This window comes from Marinobacter vulgaris, assembly GCF_003344045.1.
In the GTDB taxonomy this organism is placed as follows: domain Bacteria; phylum Pseudomonadota; class Gammaproteobacteria; order Pseudomonadales; family Oleiphilaceae; genus Marinobacter; species Marinobacter vulgaris.
In genome coordinates this window covers 79,892-96,463 of the sequence record NZ_QFWX01000003.1, presented here as the reverse complement: position 1 = coordinate 96,463, position 16,572 = coordinate 79,892, and the positions used below count along the sequence as shown (strand labels likewise).

Sequence of the window (16,572 nt, the reverse complement as noted above, 5' to 3'; positions counted from 1 at the left end):
CGGTCAAGTCAGACTCTTCGCTAATACCGGATTCCAGGTAATCGGCATCTGGCTGATGCCGGTTCTGGCCCACCCCCTGGGTGCTTATGCGAGCCAATACAGAAGAACCAGCAACCCCACGCCAGTGACCGAGTAAACAATTACTTTCAGGTAGACCGTTATGGTCTTCTGGACTGTGAGGTCGGGTTTTTCAGAAAAACGGTAATAGTCGTCACCAAAGAGGCCTTTACCGCACCTTTCACAATAGTTTTTCGAATACCAGACCCTGAGCGCTGAGGGTTCAAACCTTTTCCTGCAACTATAACAACTGGGCATAATTACGACTCAAACCTGACGCGACTGACAACTGACTCCAGACTCAACACCCCTCGCTGAAACAATTGGACTCGCTCCTCTTTTGGAAGGTGGAACGTCTTGTCATCAGTTTTCTGCCGATTCATGGAATGAGCCCCTTGTTCGCGTATCACTCAATTTTTACACGGATGGGTACCTGGTGCCACGATTTGACTTTTCAGCTTTAAAGCGGAGCGAAGCGACGGCCCGGTTGACGGGGTGCGCCTGCCATGTTTAAGTCAAAGAGGGTTCATTTCGGAAGCTTTAAACGCCGGGCCCATGAACCCGGAAACCCGGAAGGTAACACAGCAAACAGAAACGGAAAGGAGGCACCATGAAACGCAACGCAAGTGCACATTGGGAAGGCAGCCTGAAGGAAGGCAAGGGTACGGTTTCCACGGAAAGTGGAGTACTTTCAGAACAGCAGTATTCCTTCAAGACCCGTTTTGAGGATGGCAATGGTACCAACCCGGAGGAACTTCTCGGGGCCGCCCATGCAGGCTGTTTTTCCATGGCATTGTCCATGATCCTGGGTGAGTCCGATCATGTGCCTGACAGCATTGATACCAAGGCCAGCGTCACCTTGAGCGAGGGAGACGGCGGTTTTGAAATATCGGCCATCCATTTTGACGTGACTGCGAAAATACCCGGAATTGACCAGGAAAAATTCCTCGAAGCAGCCAACACCGCCAAGATGAATTGCCCGGTGTCAAAAGCCCTGAAACCAGACATCACCATGGACGCTCACCTGAAAGACTAGCTCAGTCTCTGCTAGTACAGCGCCGGGGGTAACCAGCAAAAGGGTTGTGACCCATTTATCATCACGATTGCCTAACGTCCAGCATCAGCATCAGCGGCAGAGCTGTCCGCTGCATGCTGTTGTTCGGCGGCCGTTTCGCTACACAACCGAATTGCCGCCTGGCAGCGCTCTTCCACCGCCCGGCGGTCCTCTTTTTCGGGCAGCTCCTCCATAGCCCCTCGGGAGATCATTTCAGCATGCCTTAAGAGAGTTGCTCTGTCCTCTGGTCGATGCGCGAATCCCGCGACCACGGCGATCGTTTCAAGCAGGCGGATAGTGACTGCAGCGCTGGAGCGACTATATTGCCGGATTTGGTTAAAAGCTGCATCCGCGATCTCCGGGAACGTATTGGCCGGTGCAATCACGCGAAGCTGATTCTGGTGATCATGGCGATAACGCGACGGCATAGCTCGTGTTGCCAAACGACACAGAACGGAGCCCAGGTGGTCCACACACGTTATCGCCGTAAACGGGTCATTCAGCGAGGGGGAGAGAGCCCGGACCGCGATTTCTACCAGCTGGTTTATCCCGAACTCGATGTCCTGGTCGGAACTCCGCTGATTGCCCAGGACGAATAGGGAACCGACCTGATCCGTAAACCGGTCGCTCGCTCTACTCGCTGGCCAGATCAGCGCCAGAGGACAACTGGCAACGACGTAGGTCCCAGGCTTTCGCTCCAGTCGAATTACCACGTCCTCCTCCACCGCCAGCGAAAGCAAGGCCGCACCGTCAATGAACTGGAGATAGCCGTCTGCCCCCGCTTCGACTGGCCGAGCGTGCTTTTCGAACGTCCCGGAAAAGCCCTCGTCGGGTGTCTCCTCCGGGATCATTGGCGCTCCCCGTCCTATATGTTCCGGGAAAAGCTGGTCGATTCTCCCGAGCAGTTCCTTGCTGATCCGCGCGACGGTCTCGTTGGCCTGGATGGAAACAGACACATGATGAATGAAGTAGATCAATACTCCCACACTCGCCACCGCGAGGAGAACTCCGAGGGTGACCGACAGGTGCGGAACGAAAGCGGCCTCCTCCGCACGGCGGATCGTGCGGAGGACGAGCAAGCAGTACAGAAAGGTGGCGATGAACGTGCCGAGGACCACCTGCGTGGTGGAATCGCGCATGAAACTGCGCAGCAGACGGGGTCCCAGTTGAGACGAAGCCAGCGACAGGGCGACCAACGTCATCGAGAAGACTACACCGGCGATGGTAATCATCGATCCGGCGACGATGCCCAGCACTGCGCTCGCCCCTTCCGCTCCACCGGTGAACGTCCAGCCCAAGTTGAGCGACAACCACGCCGTCAACGGTTCGTCCACGGTGACGCTCACGAGTGCCAGCACCACGGCTAAGCCGGCCATACCCGCCGGAATGAACCAGAAACTGGAACGAACGCGATTCCAGTACTTGAAGAGTTGCCCTCTCACGACAACGGCACCTCCTTCGCTTACATGTAATCCAAGGCCGATCTGGCGGGAGCGTATTTGATGCACTGGTTATGTGGTGCGCGGCGCAAACATGATGATTGCCATACCCACCAAAGCAACGGCTGAGCCAACTAAATCCCAGGCGCTCGGGCGGATGCCATCTACTGCCCACAACCAGAGTATTGCCATGAAAATATAAACGCCACCATACGCAGCATAGACTCTGCCCGCAGCGGTCGGATGCAATGACAGCAGCCAAGCAAACGCCGCAAGACTCAGCACACCTGGCACCAGAAGCCAGATAGTTTTACCCTCGCGAAGCCAGAGATAAGGCAAATAACAGCCCACAATCTCCGCTAAAGCGGTAACGAGGAATAGGCCAACGGTTTTCAACTCAGGCAAAAGAACCTACTCCTTGGCAGTAACACATAATGCCAACGTTTAACGGCGCCCATGCAGCGCAGCAAAATGGACCTACGGTGTAGAGCCGCCAGTCCCAGAACATACGACAACAATTTGTTAGATCTCGGCCGCAAATGCCTCATGGAATGTGACTGAACCAACAGGAAACGTAGGGCCGAACTTGAGCGCTTGAAAGTATTCAGGGAACGTACTTGAGCCATTGGTTAGGCATTTCTCAGCTCACACCGCACGGAGATGGGGGTAATTCTCCAGCAAAAGTTCGCTGCCATGCGTTAGCAACATCCCGGGAGCTGAATTGTCCCTGTAAGGTTCCACTAGTGATTGGCGTCCATATCGTCGCTCTCAAAAATACGCGACCATCGACAATAATTCGGCTCATTCTGCCAATGTTTGCATCGGTGAAACGCGCAAAACTTGTGGTGCCAAGCTCTGTCAACTTTACGTGAACCGGCCATTCACTTTCGATCTGTGTACCTACTGCCGATTGCTGCACGTAAGCCGAACACAAGTGAAAGTCTAGCTCAGTCTCTGCTAGAACAGCACCGGGGGTAACCAGCAAAAGGGTTGCGACCCATTTCATCATCACGATGTCCTAACGCCCGGCTCACGAGCTTGTCGCGCGAATTGCATTGTAATGTCACCTTGACCAAAACATACCAATTATTGGTACTGGTGAGGTGACATCATGCAAAAGAACACCAGCATCACTCTTGGCCAACATTTTGATGCGTTCATTGCGGAACAACTCAAAAATGGCCGATACAGCTCAATCAGCGAAGTTGTTCGTGCAGGATTGCGCCTGCTTGAAGAGTCCGAAACCCGCCCGACTACGCTACGCAAACTGCTTAAGGAAGGCCAGTCCGCCAACAGTCGCTGGCTATGTGATCTTCGCTTACTCTGGCAATCCCTCGAACTCTGGCACGTCACCAATAGCTCGTTCCCAAACCGCTCTGCTCGACATGAAGATGTGCGCAGTTGGCAACACAGAGACTTCAGTATCCAAACACCCTGCGGGAACGACGAGCAAATCTGTAAGTTGAGTGCTTGGTAATGCTGAACCACACGATCCACAGAAGCTTTTGTTGTGGCGAGTACCTGGAAGCGTAAAGGAAGTCACCGCATCCTCACCCGCCAGCCAGGTCAGTTTAGCTGACTGCGAAAATAAATTTGACGCATGAGCAGATCCCGTATCTTTTTGGCAATAGTCACAATGACACAGGTAAAAGCTGTCGAAGTCTCCGTGCACCTCGAACCTCACTGTGCCACATAGGCAAGAACCAACATGCTTAGTCATAGGATTCCCTTCTATGGCCTGCAGGTGACGCACACATAACGCGAAGCTTTGCGGCAATTTTGGAGCCGCGAAGCGGTGGAAAAATTGTCCGGCAACAACGGCTGGTTATGCATTTATTCGTAGTGGCTCCAGAGCCTGAGGACTTTCACCACCTGCTCGTCCTCTAGCACTTGGTAGACAAGACGACGCTGAATATTGATGCGGCGTGAATAGGCCCCCGCAAGATCACCAATGAGCTTCTCAAACGGAGGCGGCTTGCGGTATGGATCTTCCGCTATCAGCGCTAACAGTTCCTGGGCGCTTGGTTTGAGGCCGCTGGAGGCCAACTTCTTTGCATCTTTCTGGGCTTGCTTGGTGTAAACCAACTTCCATGTCACCAGTCCAGCTCCTCATCGCATTCATCCACGGGGGTATCCATCCCCTCACGAATAGACTCCCGCATACCTGGTACTGAGAGCAGGTAAAGTGTTTCCTGAATTGCGGACCAGTCTTCCTCGGAAACCAGGACGGCTTTGTTCCGCTTACCCATGATGACGATTGGTTGGTGGGACTCGGCGGTCTCGTCGATCAACCGATATAGGTTGCTGCGCGCCTCAGTTGCTGTGATTCCGGTCATGACGCACCTCTTGTGTGTTCAAATTTTCACCAAGTGTACGCCTTTGGGTACGTACGTCAAGACGAACGCCCCGCAAAACGCCCAAGCGCACCGGTGACTTTGACGTAGCGAAGCGGAGACAAAGACATCCGAGTGACGCGCCTGGTTAGCTGTTCCCAAGCATGTACGCACGAAGCTGCCGCTCCTCTCGCATGACATAGAGAACGAGAACCCGCTTCTTATCCTCACGATAAAAAATGCGACACGGTGGAACCACTACCTCCCTGTATACCGAATTAGGGAGCTCTGGAGGAATCCGTCCGGATTGGGGAAAATCTTCCAAGCGCTCGGTCTTATCGAAAACTTCTTGGACCAGACGACTTGCGGCAACAGGATTATCAAGAGCAATGTACTCAGCTATGGCATCCAGTTCTTGAAGGGCAGGCTCCGTCCAGATTACTTCAGCCATTTACTCATTTTCTCCCTGGCCTCACTTTGGCTGTACGTTCTTCCCTCAAGTACAGCACGCTCTCCCCGTGAGAGCCCCTCAAGCAGCTCAAGTCGGCGCTGCATAAACTCGTAATCCTGCACATCGACAAGGTATGCGGATGGCTGACCATGCTCCGTGATCAGTATCGGCTCTTTAGACAAGTGCAGATCTGCCAGAATCTTTGTGGCTTGGCGCTTGAGGTTCGTAACAAGCTCGACTTTCATGGGCTCACCCTGAATCAGACTAGTAGTGATACTATAGTATCACTTTTCAGGTGGGGCAATCACAGCTAACAGCTAATTCAACGACAAATGACATCTATCCCAAACGCTCTATCTCCCAACGCTTTGCATGCCACCATCAAATTTTCTTTTTATATCAGTAAACTACTGAGCTCTAAAAAGTAGTTGCCCGCAAGATAGGCGTCAATTATTGAATTTCTCCAAAAGCATCCGGCCGCTTATTTTCGGCCAATCCTTATTAACTATTCCATAATTTTCATGGGGTTGTAAGCCACTTAAAGAGAAATTGACGGAATTTTGCGACAGTTGTCGTATATCTCCGGTTTTCTGCGTGAATATACGCAAAGCCAGCCCTATAGTACTGTATAAATAAACAGCATGGAGGCTGAGCGAATGATCCTGGACATCCCACCCAAACTGCCGGAAAACCCTACCCGCTTCATGGATCGGCTTCGTGCGCTGGTCCGCAGCCGCAATATGGCTTATAAAACCGAGCAAACCTACTGTCATTGGATCAAGCGTTTTATACGCTTTCAAGGCATGCAACATCCTTTCGCCTGTCACTTACAGGATGAATCTCATTTGGTAGCGCGTTTAATTGGCTCCACGCAAGGGCGATTTTGGTGTGCGTAGCCGGATTGATAAAGGCTTATAGCCTCAAGGAAGGACCGCGGCGGAAACCAGATCCCGCCACGATTGAGGTTATTGCATGTCGTTGAACGCAGCGTCGGTTCTCGCTGCCAGGATAAAGTCGTTCTTGTGCAGGCCGCCAATTTCGTGGCTCCACCAGTTCACTGCGACTTTTCCGTACTCCAGAACAATTACGGGGTGATGATCTTCTTCTTCGGCAAGCTCACCGATCTTGTTGGTGAACTCCAAGGCCTTGATGAAGTTTTTGAGCTTGTAGACCTTATGAAGCTGTTCTTCACCGTCAATGTCCAGAATTTCCCAGTCTGGAACGTCTTTGTGCAGCTGCTGCTTTTCTTCCTCAGTCGCTTTGGGTGCGTCCGGGCTGCAGGCTTCACAGCTGTGTGCTTTCAGATCACTCATTTCAACCTCCATGGTTGATGGCTGTACTACAAGCGTGGGTTCCCTTCGCCAGATTATCAACCCGGTGCTTGAAATCACCTGCCGTTCAGAATACTGTATATTTAGACAGTATATTGAGAGTTTTCCATGAGCGAGATTCTGAACACACTGATGCAGGATGCCCGTATCTGGCAGGGGCACCGCCATATTCACACAGGCCAGCCTTCCGAGCCCACCGGTTACCAGGCTCTGGACAACCAGCTCGGTGGCATAGGCTGGCCCAGGGGCGCATTAAGCGAGTGTTTGCTGGATGTCCCTGGTATTGGTGAATTGCAGCTGATGCTGCCATTGATGCAAAGATTGTCTCATGGCGGTAAGACCGTATTTTGGCTGAACCCACCTCACACGCCTTATGCCCCGGCTCTCGCCAGGGAAGGTGTTAATATGGACCAGGTGGTGCTGATCAATACGGCAGAAGACGGCGACTTCCTGTGGACCCTTGAAAACTGCCTGCGCTCGCCGGTAACCGGCCTGGTGATGGCCTGGCCCGGGAAACTGGCCGCGCGGGAAATCCGGCGCTTGCAACTGGCGGCTGAGGCCGGCAGTAACGTATGCGTGCTGTTTCGTGAGCGCCGCTACGCCGAACAGAATTCCCCGGCCGCGTTGCGCCTGGAACTGGCTCCCGGGGACCAGCAGGATCTCAAGGTGAATGTGCTGAAGCGCCGTGGTAGCTGGCCCGGGCAATGTTGTTCACTGGCCATGAAGCACAGGGCAGACCTGGCCTTTCAGGAGGCACCCCGGGTGGTTCAGGGCCCCTGGTCTGGCCGGGCCGGGTAAGGCGCCTCATGCTGTGGTTATATCTGCACTTCCCTCACCTGCTGCTGGACCATATCCGCCGCTCCCGTGAAAACCAGGGGGCGCTGGCCGTTGTGGAAGGTTCGGGCCAGAAAGTCATCCAGGCCTGCCCGCAAGCGCAGTCCAAGGGTGTGCGGGGCGGTATGCGCCTGAAAACCGCCATCAGCCTGGTGCCGGAGCTGGGCATGGTAAGGGCCGACCACCAGCAGGAAGCACGGATATTGGAAGACCAGGCCCGCTGGCTGTATCGCTATGCGGCCCACATCGTTCTGGTACCACCGGATGGCCTGCTGGCGGAAGTGGGCAGCCTGCAAAGGCTTTATGGGGGGCTGGCCGCCGTCTGGCAGACCGTGGAACAGGGCCTGAGCGAGCGCCAACTCAATGCCTGGGTTGCCATCGGTCATACGCCATTGGCAGCCCGGCTGATTGCCCGCACGGGCAAGGGTGAATGCACATCAGACAAGGGCCATATTCTGCGAGCCCTGGGGCAGATGTCCCTGATGGCTGCGGAATTTGATGATAAAACCCGTACCCGGCTGCAACGGATTGGCCTGAACACCCTGGGTGAAGTCCTTGCTTTACCATCCAATGAGCTGGCCCGCCGTTTGTCGCCGGAAACCTTGGCCCATGTGCAGAAAATCCAGGGCAAACGGGCGGACCCAAAAACACCCTGGCAACCACCCCACGCCTTTCGCCAGCAGGCGGACTTTGTGCAGGAAATTGAACAGTCCCAGGGCCTGCTGTTTCCGCTGCAGCGCATCCTCTCCGAACTGGAGGAAGACCTGTGCTGGCGCCAGCAGGATACCGACAGCCTGTTCCTGGTTCTACAGCACCGGCATCAGGAGCCTACCCGCCTGCGAATTCGCACGTCCGGCCCCGAACACCGGGCCGAGGCCTTCCTGAACCTGATCCGACTGCGGTTTGAGCAGCACCCGCTGAGAGCGCCGGTGATCTCACTGGTGCTGTCGGTCAAGCGATTCCTCGGGCGGGAAGCCGTCACCGGTCAGGATCTCCTGGGTGAAACCCAGGACCTGAACGAAGCCTGGCACACCCTGATCAGCCGCCTGCAGGCGCGCCTGGGTGACAACGCCCTGAGGCAGTTATCGCCACAGGCGGATCACCGGCCGGAGCGGGCCTGGTCGGCCGCTGAAGTTCTGCGCGGGCAGAATACCCGGTTGCCGGATTACACCCAACTGCCCCGCCGCCCCCTTTGGCTGCTCAAGGGCCCGCAACCGCTGACCGAGGCTCCGCTCCTGTGGTTTTCAGGGCCGGAGCGCATCAGCGGTGGCTGGTGGGATGGCCAGAGGGTTCACAGGGATTACTACATTGCACAACTGGCCAACGGACAACTTGCCTGGGTATTCAGGGATGTTCGGGATGGCTGGTTTGTCCATGGGTGGTTTGGCTGATGAGGGAATCTGCCTATGCAGAGCTGTTCTGCTTTAGCAACTTCACCTTCCTGACCGGCGCTTCGCACCCTCAGGAGCTGGCCCGGAGAGCTCTGGAAATGGGCTATTCCGCACTGGCAATCACCGATGCCTGTTCGGTAGCCGGTATCCCACGGGCCTGGGCCGCGCTAAAGGGAAGCCCGGTAAAACTGATTACCGGCAGCTGGTTTGAGCTTGACGACGCCCCACCCGGTGCCGCAGTTCCCCGTTTTATTCTCCTGGCCCGTACTCGCAAGGGTTATGGCCAGCTCTGCCAGCTGATCACCACCGGGCGGCGGCGAGCTGAAAAAGGCCAGTACCAGCTGTTTTTCCGGGACATTGAAACCCACAGACTGGATGATTGCCTGTGCCTGTGGCTGCCGCCGGCAACCATCGAGGCCGATGCGGATCAGGCCCTGGCCTGCGGTGAATGGTTGCAACGCCTGTTTGAACCGGGCCTGTGGATAGCCGCCGCCCGCACTCTTGAGGCCGGGGAGGAACTGCAACTGGCCCGAGTGCGATGGCTTGCTGACCACCTACGCTGTCCGGTGGCCGCCACCGGCGAGGTGCACATGCACAGCCGGGATCGCCAGCCACTGCAGGACGTACTCACCGCCCTGCGCAATCACACCAGCCTGGAAAACGCCGGCCACTGCCTGTTCCAGAACGGAGAGCGCTATCTGCGGCCATTGCCGGTTCTGCAGCGTCTGTTCCCGGATACCTGGCTCCGCGAAACAATGGTGATTGCCGGGCAGTGCACCTTCGAGCCTGGCAGCCTGCGTTACGAATACCCACCAGACCTGGTGCCGGAAGGAGAATCACCGGCGGCCTACCTGAAACGGCTGACCCGCGACGGCGAGCGGCGGCGATACCCCGAAGGCACGCCGCTGAGCGTTCAGGGCCTGATCCGCAAAGAGCTGGCACTGATCTCGGAGATGAAGTATGAGCACTACTTTCTTACCATCCACGACATCGTCGCCTTTGCCCGCAACCAGGGCATTCTCTGCCAGGGGCGCGGCTCGGCGGCCAACTCCGCCGTGTGCTACTGCCTGGGAATCACCGAGGTCAATCCCGCGCGGGTGGAGTTGCTGTTCGAGCGCTTTATTTCCAAAGACCGGAATGAACCACCGGACATCGACGTGGACTTCGAACATGAGCGGCGGGAAGAGGTCATCCAGTACATCTACCGGCGCTACAGCCGTGAACGGGCTGCCCTGGCGGCAACGGTTATTCGCTACCGCCCCCGCAGTGCCATCCGTGATGTAGGCAAGGCCCTGGGGTTTGATCCGGCCATGGTGGAGCAGCTTCTGGAAGGCATCGACTGGCGGGACAAGGCCAGCGACTGGCGCCAGCAGATTCTCGACAAGCACCTGACCCGCAATCAGCATGTGGCCGACCAGTTCTTCACCCTGGTGAATACCCTGCTCGGTTTTCCACGCCATCTGTCCCAGCATGTGGGTGGCTTTGTCATCAGCGCTGGCCCACTGGCTGAACTGGTGCCCGTAGAGAACGCCGCCATGGCCGATCGTACGGTAATCCAGTGGGACAAGGACGACCTGGAAAGCCTGGGCCTGATGAAGGTGGACGTGCTTGCCCTGGGCATGCTGACCGCCATACGCAAGGCCCTGGATCTGATCAGCGATCAACAGGGCACGTCCTTCACCATGCAGGATGTGCCCGAGGAAGACCCAGCCACCTATGCCATGCTCCAGAAGGGTGACAGCATCGGCGTCTTCCAGGTCGAATCCCGCGCCCAGATCAATATGCTGCCGCGCCTGAAACCGAGCACCTATTACGACCTGGTGATCGAGGTTGCCATCGTCCGCCCGGGCCCCATCCAGGGTGATATGGTGCACCCCTACCTGCGACGCAAGCACGGCCTGGAACCGGTGGACTACCCCAACGATGCCGTGAGGAAAGTGCTTGAACGTACCCTGGGGGTCCCTATTTTCCAGGAACAGGTGATCAAGCTGGCCATGGTAGCCGCGGGGTTCTCCGCCGGCGAAGCCGATCAGCTCCGTCGTGCCATGGCCGCCTGGAAATCCCACGGTGACCTGACTCCCTTCCGCGACAAGCTCGTCAATGGCATGCTGGAAAGAGGTCACGATGCCGATTTTGCCGAGCGGCTGTACCTGCAGATTTGCGGCTTCGGCGGCTACGGGTTCCCGGAATCCCACGCCGCCAGCTTTGCGCTGCTGGTGTATGTGTCCTCATGGATCAAGCGTCACCATCCGACGGCCTTTTACTGTGCCCTGCTCAACAGCCAACCCATGGGGTTTTACTCACCGTCCCAACTGGTTCAGGACGCCCGCCGCCATAATGTCACTGTGCTGCCAGCGGATGTAAATCACAGCCAGTGGGACCACACCCTTGAAGGCCCCTGCCGCCACCTGCGTCTGGGACTGAGGCTGATACAGGGCCTGTCCAGCAGCGGTGGCGAAAGACTTTGCCAGCATCGCCCGCCACAGGGCTACCGAAGCTCCAGCGAGCTCCGCCGACTCGCCGGCCTGAACCAGCGAGACATGGAACTCCTGGCCGGCGCCAACGCCATGCCCGACTTCACCGCCAACCGCCACCAGGCCTACTGGCAACTCCTCGGTCACGAACAACCCGCCGAACTTTTTGCTGGCGAGAGCGACGCTGAATACCTGCCGGACAATACCTGCGTGCACCTGCCGGAACCGACTGAAGGCCAGAACGTACTCGCCGACTACGCCAGCCAGGGCCTGACGTTACAACGTCACCCACTGGCCCTGCTCCGTGAACAGGGCCACCTGAAATCCTGCCTTAACGCCGAACAGCTTAAAACGATACAGCCGGGCCGCCCGGTTCAGGTTGCCGGCCTGGTCACCGGCCGCCAGCGTCCCGGTACCACTTCCGGTGTGACCTTCGTGACCCTGGAAGATGAAACCGGGAACGTGAATGTGGTGGTGTGGCTGGAAACAGCTCGGCGGCAGCGGAAGCCGTTATTAACAGCACGGCTGTTGCATGTGAAGGGGATTCTGGAAAAGCAGGGAGATATCGTTCATGTGATGGCGGGCAAACTGTCCGACCTCAGCCATCTGATCCACACATTACCGGTCGATTCCAGAGATTTCCACTGACCGTCAGGCGGCTCGGGGGCCGCCATACCTTCTCCCCCTAGACGCCAAACGGATAGGTCTCGGGCGTTTCCCTGGCCCACTGGGAGGCATTTTCCAGGGGTTCCAGGGCGTGTATTCGGTCAAAATGGAACACCGCATCAAACTGCCTCGCCAGTTCACAAAAGAAATAGTGGCTTTGGCGCCCCGACTGGGGCAGGTAAAGTACACCAATGGCCCGCTCCAGGCGGGGTAAGCGTAATATCGCAGGTGTTCTCTCACCAAGCTCCAGAAAGAAAGAAAGCTGCTTCCCCGGTTTGATGAAAGAGATATTCGTAACTCTCCGGCAAGGCTTTACGCACCGCCTTGTGCTCAACTTTACCTCCCCACGACGAGGCCGATGATATGCCGTCCTGACGAACATAGTCCGGAGCCTTGCGCCGAAGCTCGACCAGTTGCGCGACCACCTCGTTCTCACACGAAGGCAGACGTCTCAACAGGGATCACCAGAATGTCGTCCACCATTAATCCGTATGGTCAGTCAGCAGAAACACAGCCTTCAGGACCCCTGGCGCGCGGAAGTTTTTTTAACTGGTCAAGCCACCGATGACTGCGAGCAGACGCAACGCCGTCGGCCCAGCGAGTCGTCTCTGGCAGGCGGTAACGGGTGGTGCAACGCATGACGTAATGAACAGCAGCGGCAAGACTGATGCGGTGTCCCGGTGAAATGAACAATGGTTTTACTCCCGCCCGCGTTCTCAGCACTGCGCCAATATCTTCACCCTTATCCACCAGTGGAGTCCATTCACCCCTGTTTTCGGGCACCGACCCATGGCTGCCGATCAGTCGGCTCTTGCCAACGCCTATACTGGGCAGCCCGGTCAGCAGCCCGGTATGGGAGGCCACTCCCAGCCGACGGGGATGGGCAATGCCCTGGCCATCACAGAGCAGGACATCGGGTTTTATGGTAAGCCGGGACAGGGCCTTCAGTATTACCGGACATTCCCGGAACGACAGTAAGCCAGGAATATAGGGCATCGGTGCGGGCAATCTGGCAACCGCGTAATCAACAGGCTCCAGATCATCCAGGCGCAGGACGACAATCGCAGCCCGCGCCGTCTCGTGCCCCTCAAAGCCCACGTCCACGCCCGCCACCATTCTGACTTCCGGCAGGTCGTCTACCGTGATTACCTGGCTGGCAGCCTGGCGCTGCAACTCCATCGCCTGCTTGGGGGTCAGCCCGGCCCAATGTTCCATCAAATCCGACCAATCAGCTCCACCCAAGTCACACCTCCATAAATTGCGCCTCACTTCAATTCAAACTGCAGTCAGGTTAGTAACAAGTCAATAGCTGAAATATTTCCTGAAAAACTCTGAAAAAAAACCCCGCTTTCGCGGGGTTTTTTGGGTACTACGGCAAAACAATTAGCCCAGCAGCTTGATCATCACGCCAGCCGCGACCGCAGAGCCGATAACACCAGCCACGTTGGGTCCCATGGCGTGCATCAGCAGGAAGTTCTGCGGATTGGCTTCAAGACCAACCTTGTTGGACACCCGTGCAGCCATCGGCACCGCGGAGACGCCGGCAGAACCGATCAGCGGATTGATGGGCTCCTTCACGAAGGCATTCATCAGTTTTGCCATCAAAACACCGCAGGCCGTACCTACCGCAAAGGCCACAATGCCCAGCCCCAGGATGCCCAGGGTCTGGCCGTCCAGGAAGCTGTCAGCCATCAGCTTGGAGCCAACCGACAGGCCCAGGAAGATGGTTACGATGTTGATCAGCGCATTCTGGGCGGTGTCGCTCAAACGCTCGACCACACCACACTCGCGCATCAGGTTACCGAAGCAGAACATACCCAGCAGCGGAGCAGCGTCCGGCAGGAACAGCGCAACCGCAACCAGCACCACGATAGGGAAGACAATCTTCTCTTTTTTGGTCACCGGACGCAGCTGGGTCATTTTGATGGCCCGCTCTTTCTGCGAGGTCAGTGCCTTCATGATGGGGGGCTGAATCATCGGCACCAGCGCCATGTAGGCATAGGCCGAGACCGCGATTGCACCAATCAGGTGAGGCGCCAGCACGCTGGACACATAGATGGAGGTGGGCCCGTCTGCACCGCCGATAATGCCGATAGCAGCCGCTTCCAGGATAGTGAAATCGAGGATGCCCAGCCAGTCCAGCAGCGCCGCACCGAGTACGGTACCAAAGATACCAAACTGGGCGGCAGCGCCGAGCAGCAGCGTCTTCGGGTTCGCCAGCAGCGGGCCAAAGTCCGTCATTGCCCCTACACCCATGAAAATCAGCAGCGGCCCAATGGTGCTACCGATAACAACGGTGTAGAAGTTGTAGAGCATGCCGTTGCCATAGCCATTATCCTGGGCAACCGCATTGGCCATGCTTATGGACGCGTAACTGGCATCCTTGTAGGCAGCCTTGAATGCCTCCTTGATCTCCGGCGTTACCGCCTGGCCGGCCTGATAGGAGACGTCCAGAACACCCGCCAGGGCGGCCATAGCCTGAGGCTTGGCAAAGTGAATCGCATTTTCCGCGGCAGACAGGGCAAGCCCTGCCTCCGGAATGTTCGCCAGAATGCCACCAAAACCAATCGGCACCAGCAGCAAGGGCTCGAACTTCTTGCGAACCGCAAGATACAAAAGCCCGAGGCCGATGAGAATCATCACCACCTGTCCAGGCTCTATATTGAACAGGCCACTGCCCGTCCACAACGTCATTAATTTATCCATGGAATGCTGGCCCTTATGCGATTGTCAGCATTTCATCATCAACGGAAACGGCATCACCGACCTTGATGAAGACTTCGCCGATGGTACCGGCCTTGGGTGCGCGCACCTCGGTTTCCATTTTCATGGCTTCGAGGATGATCATCACATCGCCTTCTTCAACGACGTCACCTGGAGAAACCAGTACCTTGAAGATGTTGCCACCCAGCGGCGCCGGAACAGGCTCGCCGCCGCCCGCAGGGGCTGGCGCGGGCGAGGAGGCCGCTGGCGCTGATGCGCTGGAACCGTCCTTGCCTTCGATCTGGCTGATCTCACCGCCCTCATTAACGGCAACCACGTACTCTTTGCCGTTAACTTCCACGGTGTAGGTCTCCGGAGCGCCCTTCTTGGCCGGAGCCGATGCCGCGGCTGCGTCTTCTTTGGTAGGTACCGGCTCGAATGCATCCGGGTTGCCACGGTTCTCGAGAAACTTGAGGCCGATCTGCGGGAACAGGGCATAAGTCAGAACATCATCCACTTCCTGGTCGGCAAGCTTGATGTCTTTCTCTTTCGCGATGCCCCGGAGCTCTTCGGTCAGCTTGTCCATTTCCGGCTCAATCAGGTCGGCCGGACGGCAGGTCACTGGTTCTTTTCCCTCCAGAACACGCTCCTGCAGCTCCTTGTTCATTGGCGCCGGTGCAGCACCGTACTCGCCCTTCAGAATCGCGGCAGTTTCCTTCGAGATCGACTTGTAGCGCTCACCGGTCAAAACGTTCAGCACCGCCTGGGTACCCACGATCTGGGACGTCGGTGTTACCAGCGGGATAAAGCCCAAGTCTTCGCGTACCTTGGGGATTTCATCCAGAACCTGGTCGAATTTGTCGGCCGCGTTCTGCTCTTTCAGCTGGTTTTCCATGTTGGTCAGCATGCCACCCGGAACCTGGGCGATCAGGATGCGGGAGTCGGTGCCCCTGAGGCTGCCTTCGAACCTGGCGTACTTCTTACGGACTTCACGGAAGTAACTGGCGATTTCTTCAAGCAGGTTGAGATCAAGACCGGTGTCACGATCGGTACCTTCCAGAATCGCAACTACCGCCTCGGTGGGCGAATGACCATAGGTCATACTCATGGAGGAGATGGCCGTATCAACGTTGTCGATGCCGGCTTCCGCTGCCTTGACCGCGGTTGCGGTAGACATACCCGTTGTTGCGTGGCACTGCATGTGGATCGGAATATCCAGTTCTTTCTTGAGACGGCTGACCAGATCGAAAGCAACGTAAGGCTTGAGAATGCCAGCCATGTCCTTGATGGCGAGGGAGTCCGCGCCCATGTCCGCGACTTCCTTCGCCAGCTCTACCCACATGTCGATGGTGTGCACCGGGCTGGTGGTATAGGCAATGGTACCCTGGGCATGCTTGCCGGTCTTCCGAACAGCCTTGATGGCGCGATCCAGGTTACGGGGATCGTTCATGGCATCGAAAATACGGAACACATCCACGCCATTTTCGGCGGCACGCTCACAGAAACGGTCTACCACATCATCCGCGTAGTGCCGGTAGCCCAGCAGGTTCTGGCCGCGCAGAAGCATTTGCTGCGGCGTGTTGGGCATGGCTTTTTTCAGCTCGCGGATACGCTCCCACGGATCTTCGCCCAGATAGCGGATGCAGGAGTCAAAAGTCGCACCACCCCAGGATTCCAGTGACCAGAAGCCAACTTTGTCCAGCTTCTCGGCAATGGGCAGCATGTCGTCAAGCCGCATGCGGGTGGCCAGCAGGGATTGGTGGGCGTCACGCAGAATAACGTCCGTAATCCCCAGCGGTTTCTTTGTGTCAGTCATCGTGTCAGCCTTCTGTTTAAAGG

General features: G+C 56.9%; 19 protein-coding genes and 1 pseudogene. 6 read left to right on the top strand and 14 right to left on the bottom strand.

Translation table 11 applies throughout. The features are described 5' to 3' along the window. Positions 1 to 667: 667 nt before the first annotated feature. Positions 668 to 1,093, top strand: a complete 426-nt coding sequence (locus DIT71_RS06670) for an OsmC family protein (RefSeq protein ID WP_114612447.1) — start codon at positions 668 to 670, stop codon at positions 1,091 to 1,093. Between the two features lie 71 nt (positions 1,094 to 1,164). On the opposite strand, the gene DIT71_RS06665 is transcribed toward DIT71_RS06670, so the two are convergent. From DIT71_RS06665 to DIT71_RS18525, 3 genes are all read right to left on the bottom strand, one after another. Further along, the gene (locus DIT71_RS06665; protein WP_114612446.1) at positions 1,165 to 2,553 is read right to left on the bottom strand and encodes a DUF2254 domain-containing protein; all 1,389 of its coding nucleotides are present in this window, start codon (positions 2,551 to 2,553) and stop codon (positions 1,165 to 1,167) included. 69 nt (positions 2,554 to 2,622) lie between these two features. Further along, entirely contained in the window at positions 2,623 to 2,955 is a 333-nt protein-coding gene (locus DIT71_RS06660) for a YnfA family protein (RefSeq protein WP_114612445.1), read from the bottom strand. Between the two features lie 235 nt (positions 2,956 to 3,190). Beyond that, the gene (locus DIT71_RS18525; RefSeq protein WP_406565106.1) at positions 3,191 to 3,556 is read right to left on the bottom strand and encodes a SecDF P1 head subdomain-containing protein; all 366 of its coding nucleotides are present in this window, start codon (positions 3,554 to 3,556) and stop codon (positions 3,191 to 3,193) included. 105 nt (positions 3,557 to 3,661) lie between these two features. Here DIT71_RS18525 and DIT71_RS06655 point away from each other — a divergent pair. Then, positions 3,662 to 3,829: pseudogene (locus DIT71_RS06655) on the top strand (type II toxin-antitoxin system ParD family antitoxin); the annotation flags it as partial. A gap of 39 nt (positions 3,830 to 3,868) precedes the next feature. Here the strand turns inward: DIT71_RS06655 and DIT71_RS06650 are convergent. From DIT71_RS06650 to DIT71_RS06630, 5 genes are all read right to left on the bottom strand, one after another. After that, complete coding sequence (locus DIT71_RS06650) at positions 3,869 to 4,270, bottom strand: GFA family protein (protein ID WP_114612444.1); 402 nt, start codon at positions 4,268 to 4,270, stop codon at positions 3,869 to 3,871. Positions 4,271 to 4,383: 113 nt separating this feature from the next. Further along, positions 4,384 to 4,647 (bottom strand): Txe/YoeB family addiction module toxin, encoded by a 264-nt coding sequence (locus DIT71_RS06645; RefSeq protein WP_114612443.1) that lies wholly within the window; start codon positions 4,645 to 4,647, stop codon positions 4,384 to 4,386. Beyond that, positions 4,644 to 4,886 (bottom strand): type II toxin-antitoxin system Phd/YefM family antitoxin, encoded by a 243-nt coding sequence (locus DIT71_RS06640; protein WP_058092928.1) that lies wholly within the window; start codon positions 4,884 to 4,886, stop codon positions 4,644 to 4,646. The genes DIT71_RS06645 and DIT71_RS06640 overlap by 4 nt, the downstream gene beginning before the upstream one ends. A gap of 145 nt (positions 4,887 to 5,031) precedes the next feature. Then, positions 5,032 to 5,334 carry a type II toxin-antitoxin system RelE/ParE family toxin gene (locus DIT71_RS06635; RefSeq protein ID WP_114612442.1) on the bottom strand — a complete coding sequence of 101 codons (303 nt, stop codon included), beginning with the start codon at positions 5,332 to 5,334 and terminating at the stop codon, positions 5,032 to 5,034. Next, entirely contained in the window at positions 5,322 to 5,579 is a 258-nt protein-coding gene (locus DIT71_RS06630) for a type II toxin-antitoxin system Phd/YefM family antitoxin (protein WP_022992576.1), read from the bottom strand. The genes DIT71_RS06635 and DIT71_RS06630 overlap by 13 nt, the downstream gene beginning before the upstream one ends. Positions 5,580 to 5,990: 411 nt before the next feature. On the opposite strand from DIT71_RS06630, the gene DIT71_RS06625 reads away from it, so the two are divergent. Further along, positions 5,991 to 6,230 (top strand): phage integrase N-terminal SAM-like domain-containing protein, encoded by a 240-nt coding sequence (locus DIT71_RS06625; RefSeq protein WP_199490964.1) that lies wholly within the window; start codon positions 5,991 to 5,993, stop codon positions 6,228 to 6,230. 69 nt (positions 6,231 to 6,299) lie between these two features. Here the strand turns inward: DIT71_RS06625 and DIT71_RS06620 are convergent, their stop codons facing one another. Continuing rightward, positions 6,300 to 6,647 (bottom strand): 4a-hydroxytetrahydrobiopterin dehydratase, encoded by a 348-nt coding sequence (locus tag DIT71_RS06620; protein WP_114612441.1) that lies wholly within the window; start codon positions 6,645 to 6,647, stop codon positions 6,300 to 6,302. Positions 6,648 to 6,773: 126 nt separating this feature from the next. On the opposite strand from DIT71_RS06620, the gene imuA reads away from it, so the two are divergent. The 3 genes from imuA to DIT71_RS06605 are packed head-to-tail and all read left to right on the top strand — an operon-like array spanning position 6,774 to position 12,012. Then, positions 6,774 to 7,463: a translesion DNA synthesis-associated protein ImuA gene (gene imuA / locus DIT71_RS06615; RefSeq protein ID WP_114612440.1), complete on the top strand. Its 690-nt coding sequence runs from the start codon at positions 6,774 to 6,776 to the stop codon at positions 7,461 to 7,463. An 8-nt stretch (positions 7,464 to 7,471) separates the two neighbouring features. Beyond that, the gene (locus DIT71_RS06610; protein WP_114612439.1) at positions 7,472 to 8,890 is read left to right on the top strand and encodes a Y-family DNA polymerase; all 1,419 of its coding nucleotides are present in this window, start codon (positions 7,472 to 7,474) and stop codon (positions 8,888 to 8,890) included. Further along, entirely contained in the window at positions 8,890 to 12,012 is a 3,123-nt protein-coding gene (locus DIT71_RS06605) for an error-prone DNA polymerase (RefSeq protein WP_114612438.1), read from the top strand. Before DIT71_RS06610 ends, DIT71_RS06605 begins: the two co-directional genes overlap by 1 nt. 37 nt (positions 12,013 to 12,049) lie before the next feature. On the opposite strand, the gene DIT71_RS18520 is transcribed toward DIT71_RS06605, so the two are convergent. The 5 genes from DIT71_RS18520 to oadA form a co-directional block, all read right to left on the bottom strand. Continuing rightward, complete coding sequence (locus DIT71_RS18520) at positions 12,050 to 12,235, bottom strand: erythromycin esterase family protein (RefSeq protein ID WP_406565105.1); 186 nt, start codon at positions 12,233 to 12,235, stop codon at positions 12,050 to 12,052. A gap of 31 nt (positions 12,236 to 12,266) precedes the next feature. After that, entirely contained in the window at positions 12,267 to 12,350 is an 84-nt protein-coding gene (locus DIT71_RS18515) for a hypothetical protein (RefSeq protein WP_406565104.1), read from the bottom strand. Positions 12,351 to 12,525: 175 nt separating this feature from the next. Then, positions 12,526 to 13,245, bottom strand: coding sequence for a deoxyribonuclease V (gene nfi, locus DIT71_RS06595; RefSeq protein ID WP_114612437.1), 720 nt, complete (start codon positions 13,243 to 13,245; stop codon positions 12,526 to 12,528). A 168-nt stretch (positions 13,246 to 13,413) separates the two neighbouring features. Further along, entirely contained in the window at positions 13,414 to 14,736 is a 1,323-nt protein-coding gene (locus DIT71_RS06590; RefSeq protein WP_114612436.1) for a sodium ion-translocating decarboxylase subunit beta, read from the bottom strand. A gap of 13 nt (positions 14,737 to 14,749) precedes the next feature. Then, entirely contained in the window at positions 14,750 to 16,549 is a 1,800-nt protein-coding gene (gene oadA, locus DIT71_RS06585; protein WP_114612435.1) for a sodium-extruding oxaloacetate decarboxylase subunit alpha, read from the bottom strand. Positions 16,550 to 16,572 lie beyond the last annotated feature (23 nt).

What these genes read in the sequence shown, in the direction of transcription:
- DIT71_RS06630 (WP_022992576.1), bottom strand. Translation starts at nt 5,579, where the DNA reads ATGAAAGTCGAGCTTGTTACGAACCTCAAGCGCCAAGCCACAAAGATT.
- DIT71_RS06635 (WP_114612442.1), bottom strand. Translation starts at nt 5,334, where the DNA reads ATGGCTGAAGTAATCTGGACGGAGCCTGCCCTTCAAGAACTGGATGCC.
- imuA (WP_114612440.1), top strand. Translation starts at nt 6,774, where the DNA reads ATGAGCGAGATTCTGAACACACTGATGCAGGATGCCCGTATCTGGCAG.
- DIT71_RS06640 (WP_058092928.1), bottom strand. Translation starts at nt 4,886, where the DNA reads ATGACCGGAATCACAGCAACTGAGGCGCGCAGCAACCTATATCGGTTG.
- nfi (WP_114612437.1), bottom strand. Translation starts at nt 13,245, where the DNA reads ATGGAACATTGGGCCGGGCTGACCCCCAAGCAGGCGATGGAGTTGCAG.
- DIT71_RS06605 (WP_114612438.1), top strand. Translation starts at nt 8,890, where the DNA reads ATGAGGGAATCTGCCTATGCAGAGCTGTTCTGCTTTAGCAACTTCACC.
- DIT71_RS06625 (WP_199490964.1), top strand. Translation starts at nt 5,991, where the DNA reads ATGATCCTGGACATCCCACCCAAACTGCCGGAAAACCCTACCCGCTTC.
- DIT71_RS06670 (WP_114612447.1), top strand. Translation starts at nt 668, where the DNA reads ATGAAACGCAACGCAAGTGCACATTGGGAAGGCAGCCTGAAGGAAGGC.
- DIT71_RS06590 (WP_114612436.1), bottom strand. Translation starts at nt 14,736, where the DNA reads ATGGATAAATTAATGACGTTGTGGACGGGCAGTGGCCTGTTCAATATA.
- DIT71_RS06620 (WP_114612441.1), bottom strand. Translation starts at nt 6,647, where the DNA reads ATGAGTGATCTGAAAGCACACAGCTGTGAAGCCTGCAGCCCGGACGCA.
- DIT71_RS06650 (WP_114612444.1), bottom strand. Translation starts at nt 4,270, where the DNA reads ATGACTAAGCATGTTGGTTCTTGCCTATGTGGCACAGTGAGGTTCGAG.
- DIT71_RS06610 (WP_114612439.1), top strand. Translation starts at nt 7,472, where the DNA reads ATGCTGTGGTTATATCTGCACTTCCCTCACCTGCTGCTGGACCATATC.
- oadA (WP_114612435.1), bottom strand. Translation starts at nt 16,549, where the DNA reads ATGACTGACACAAAGAAACCGCTGGGGATTACGGACGTTATTCTGCGT.
- DIT71_RS18525 (WP_406565106.1), bottom strand. Translation starts at nt 3,556, where the DNA reads ATGAAATGGGTCGCAACCCTTTTGCTGGTTACCCCCGGTGCTGTTCTA.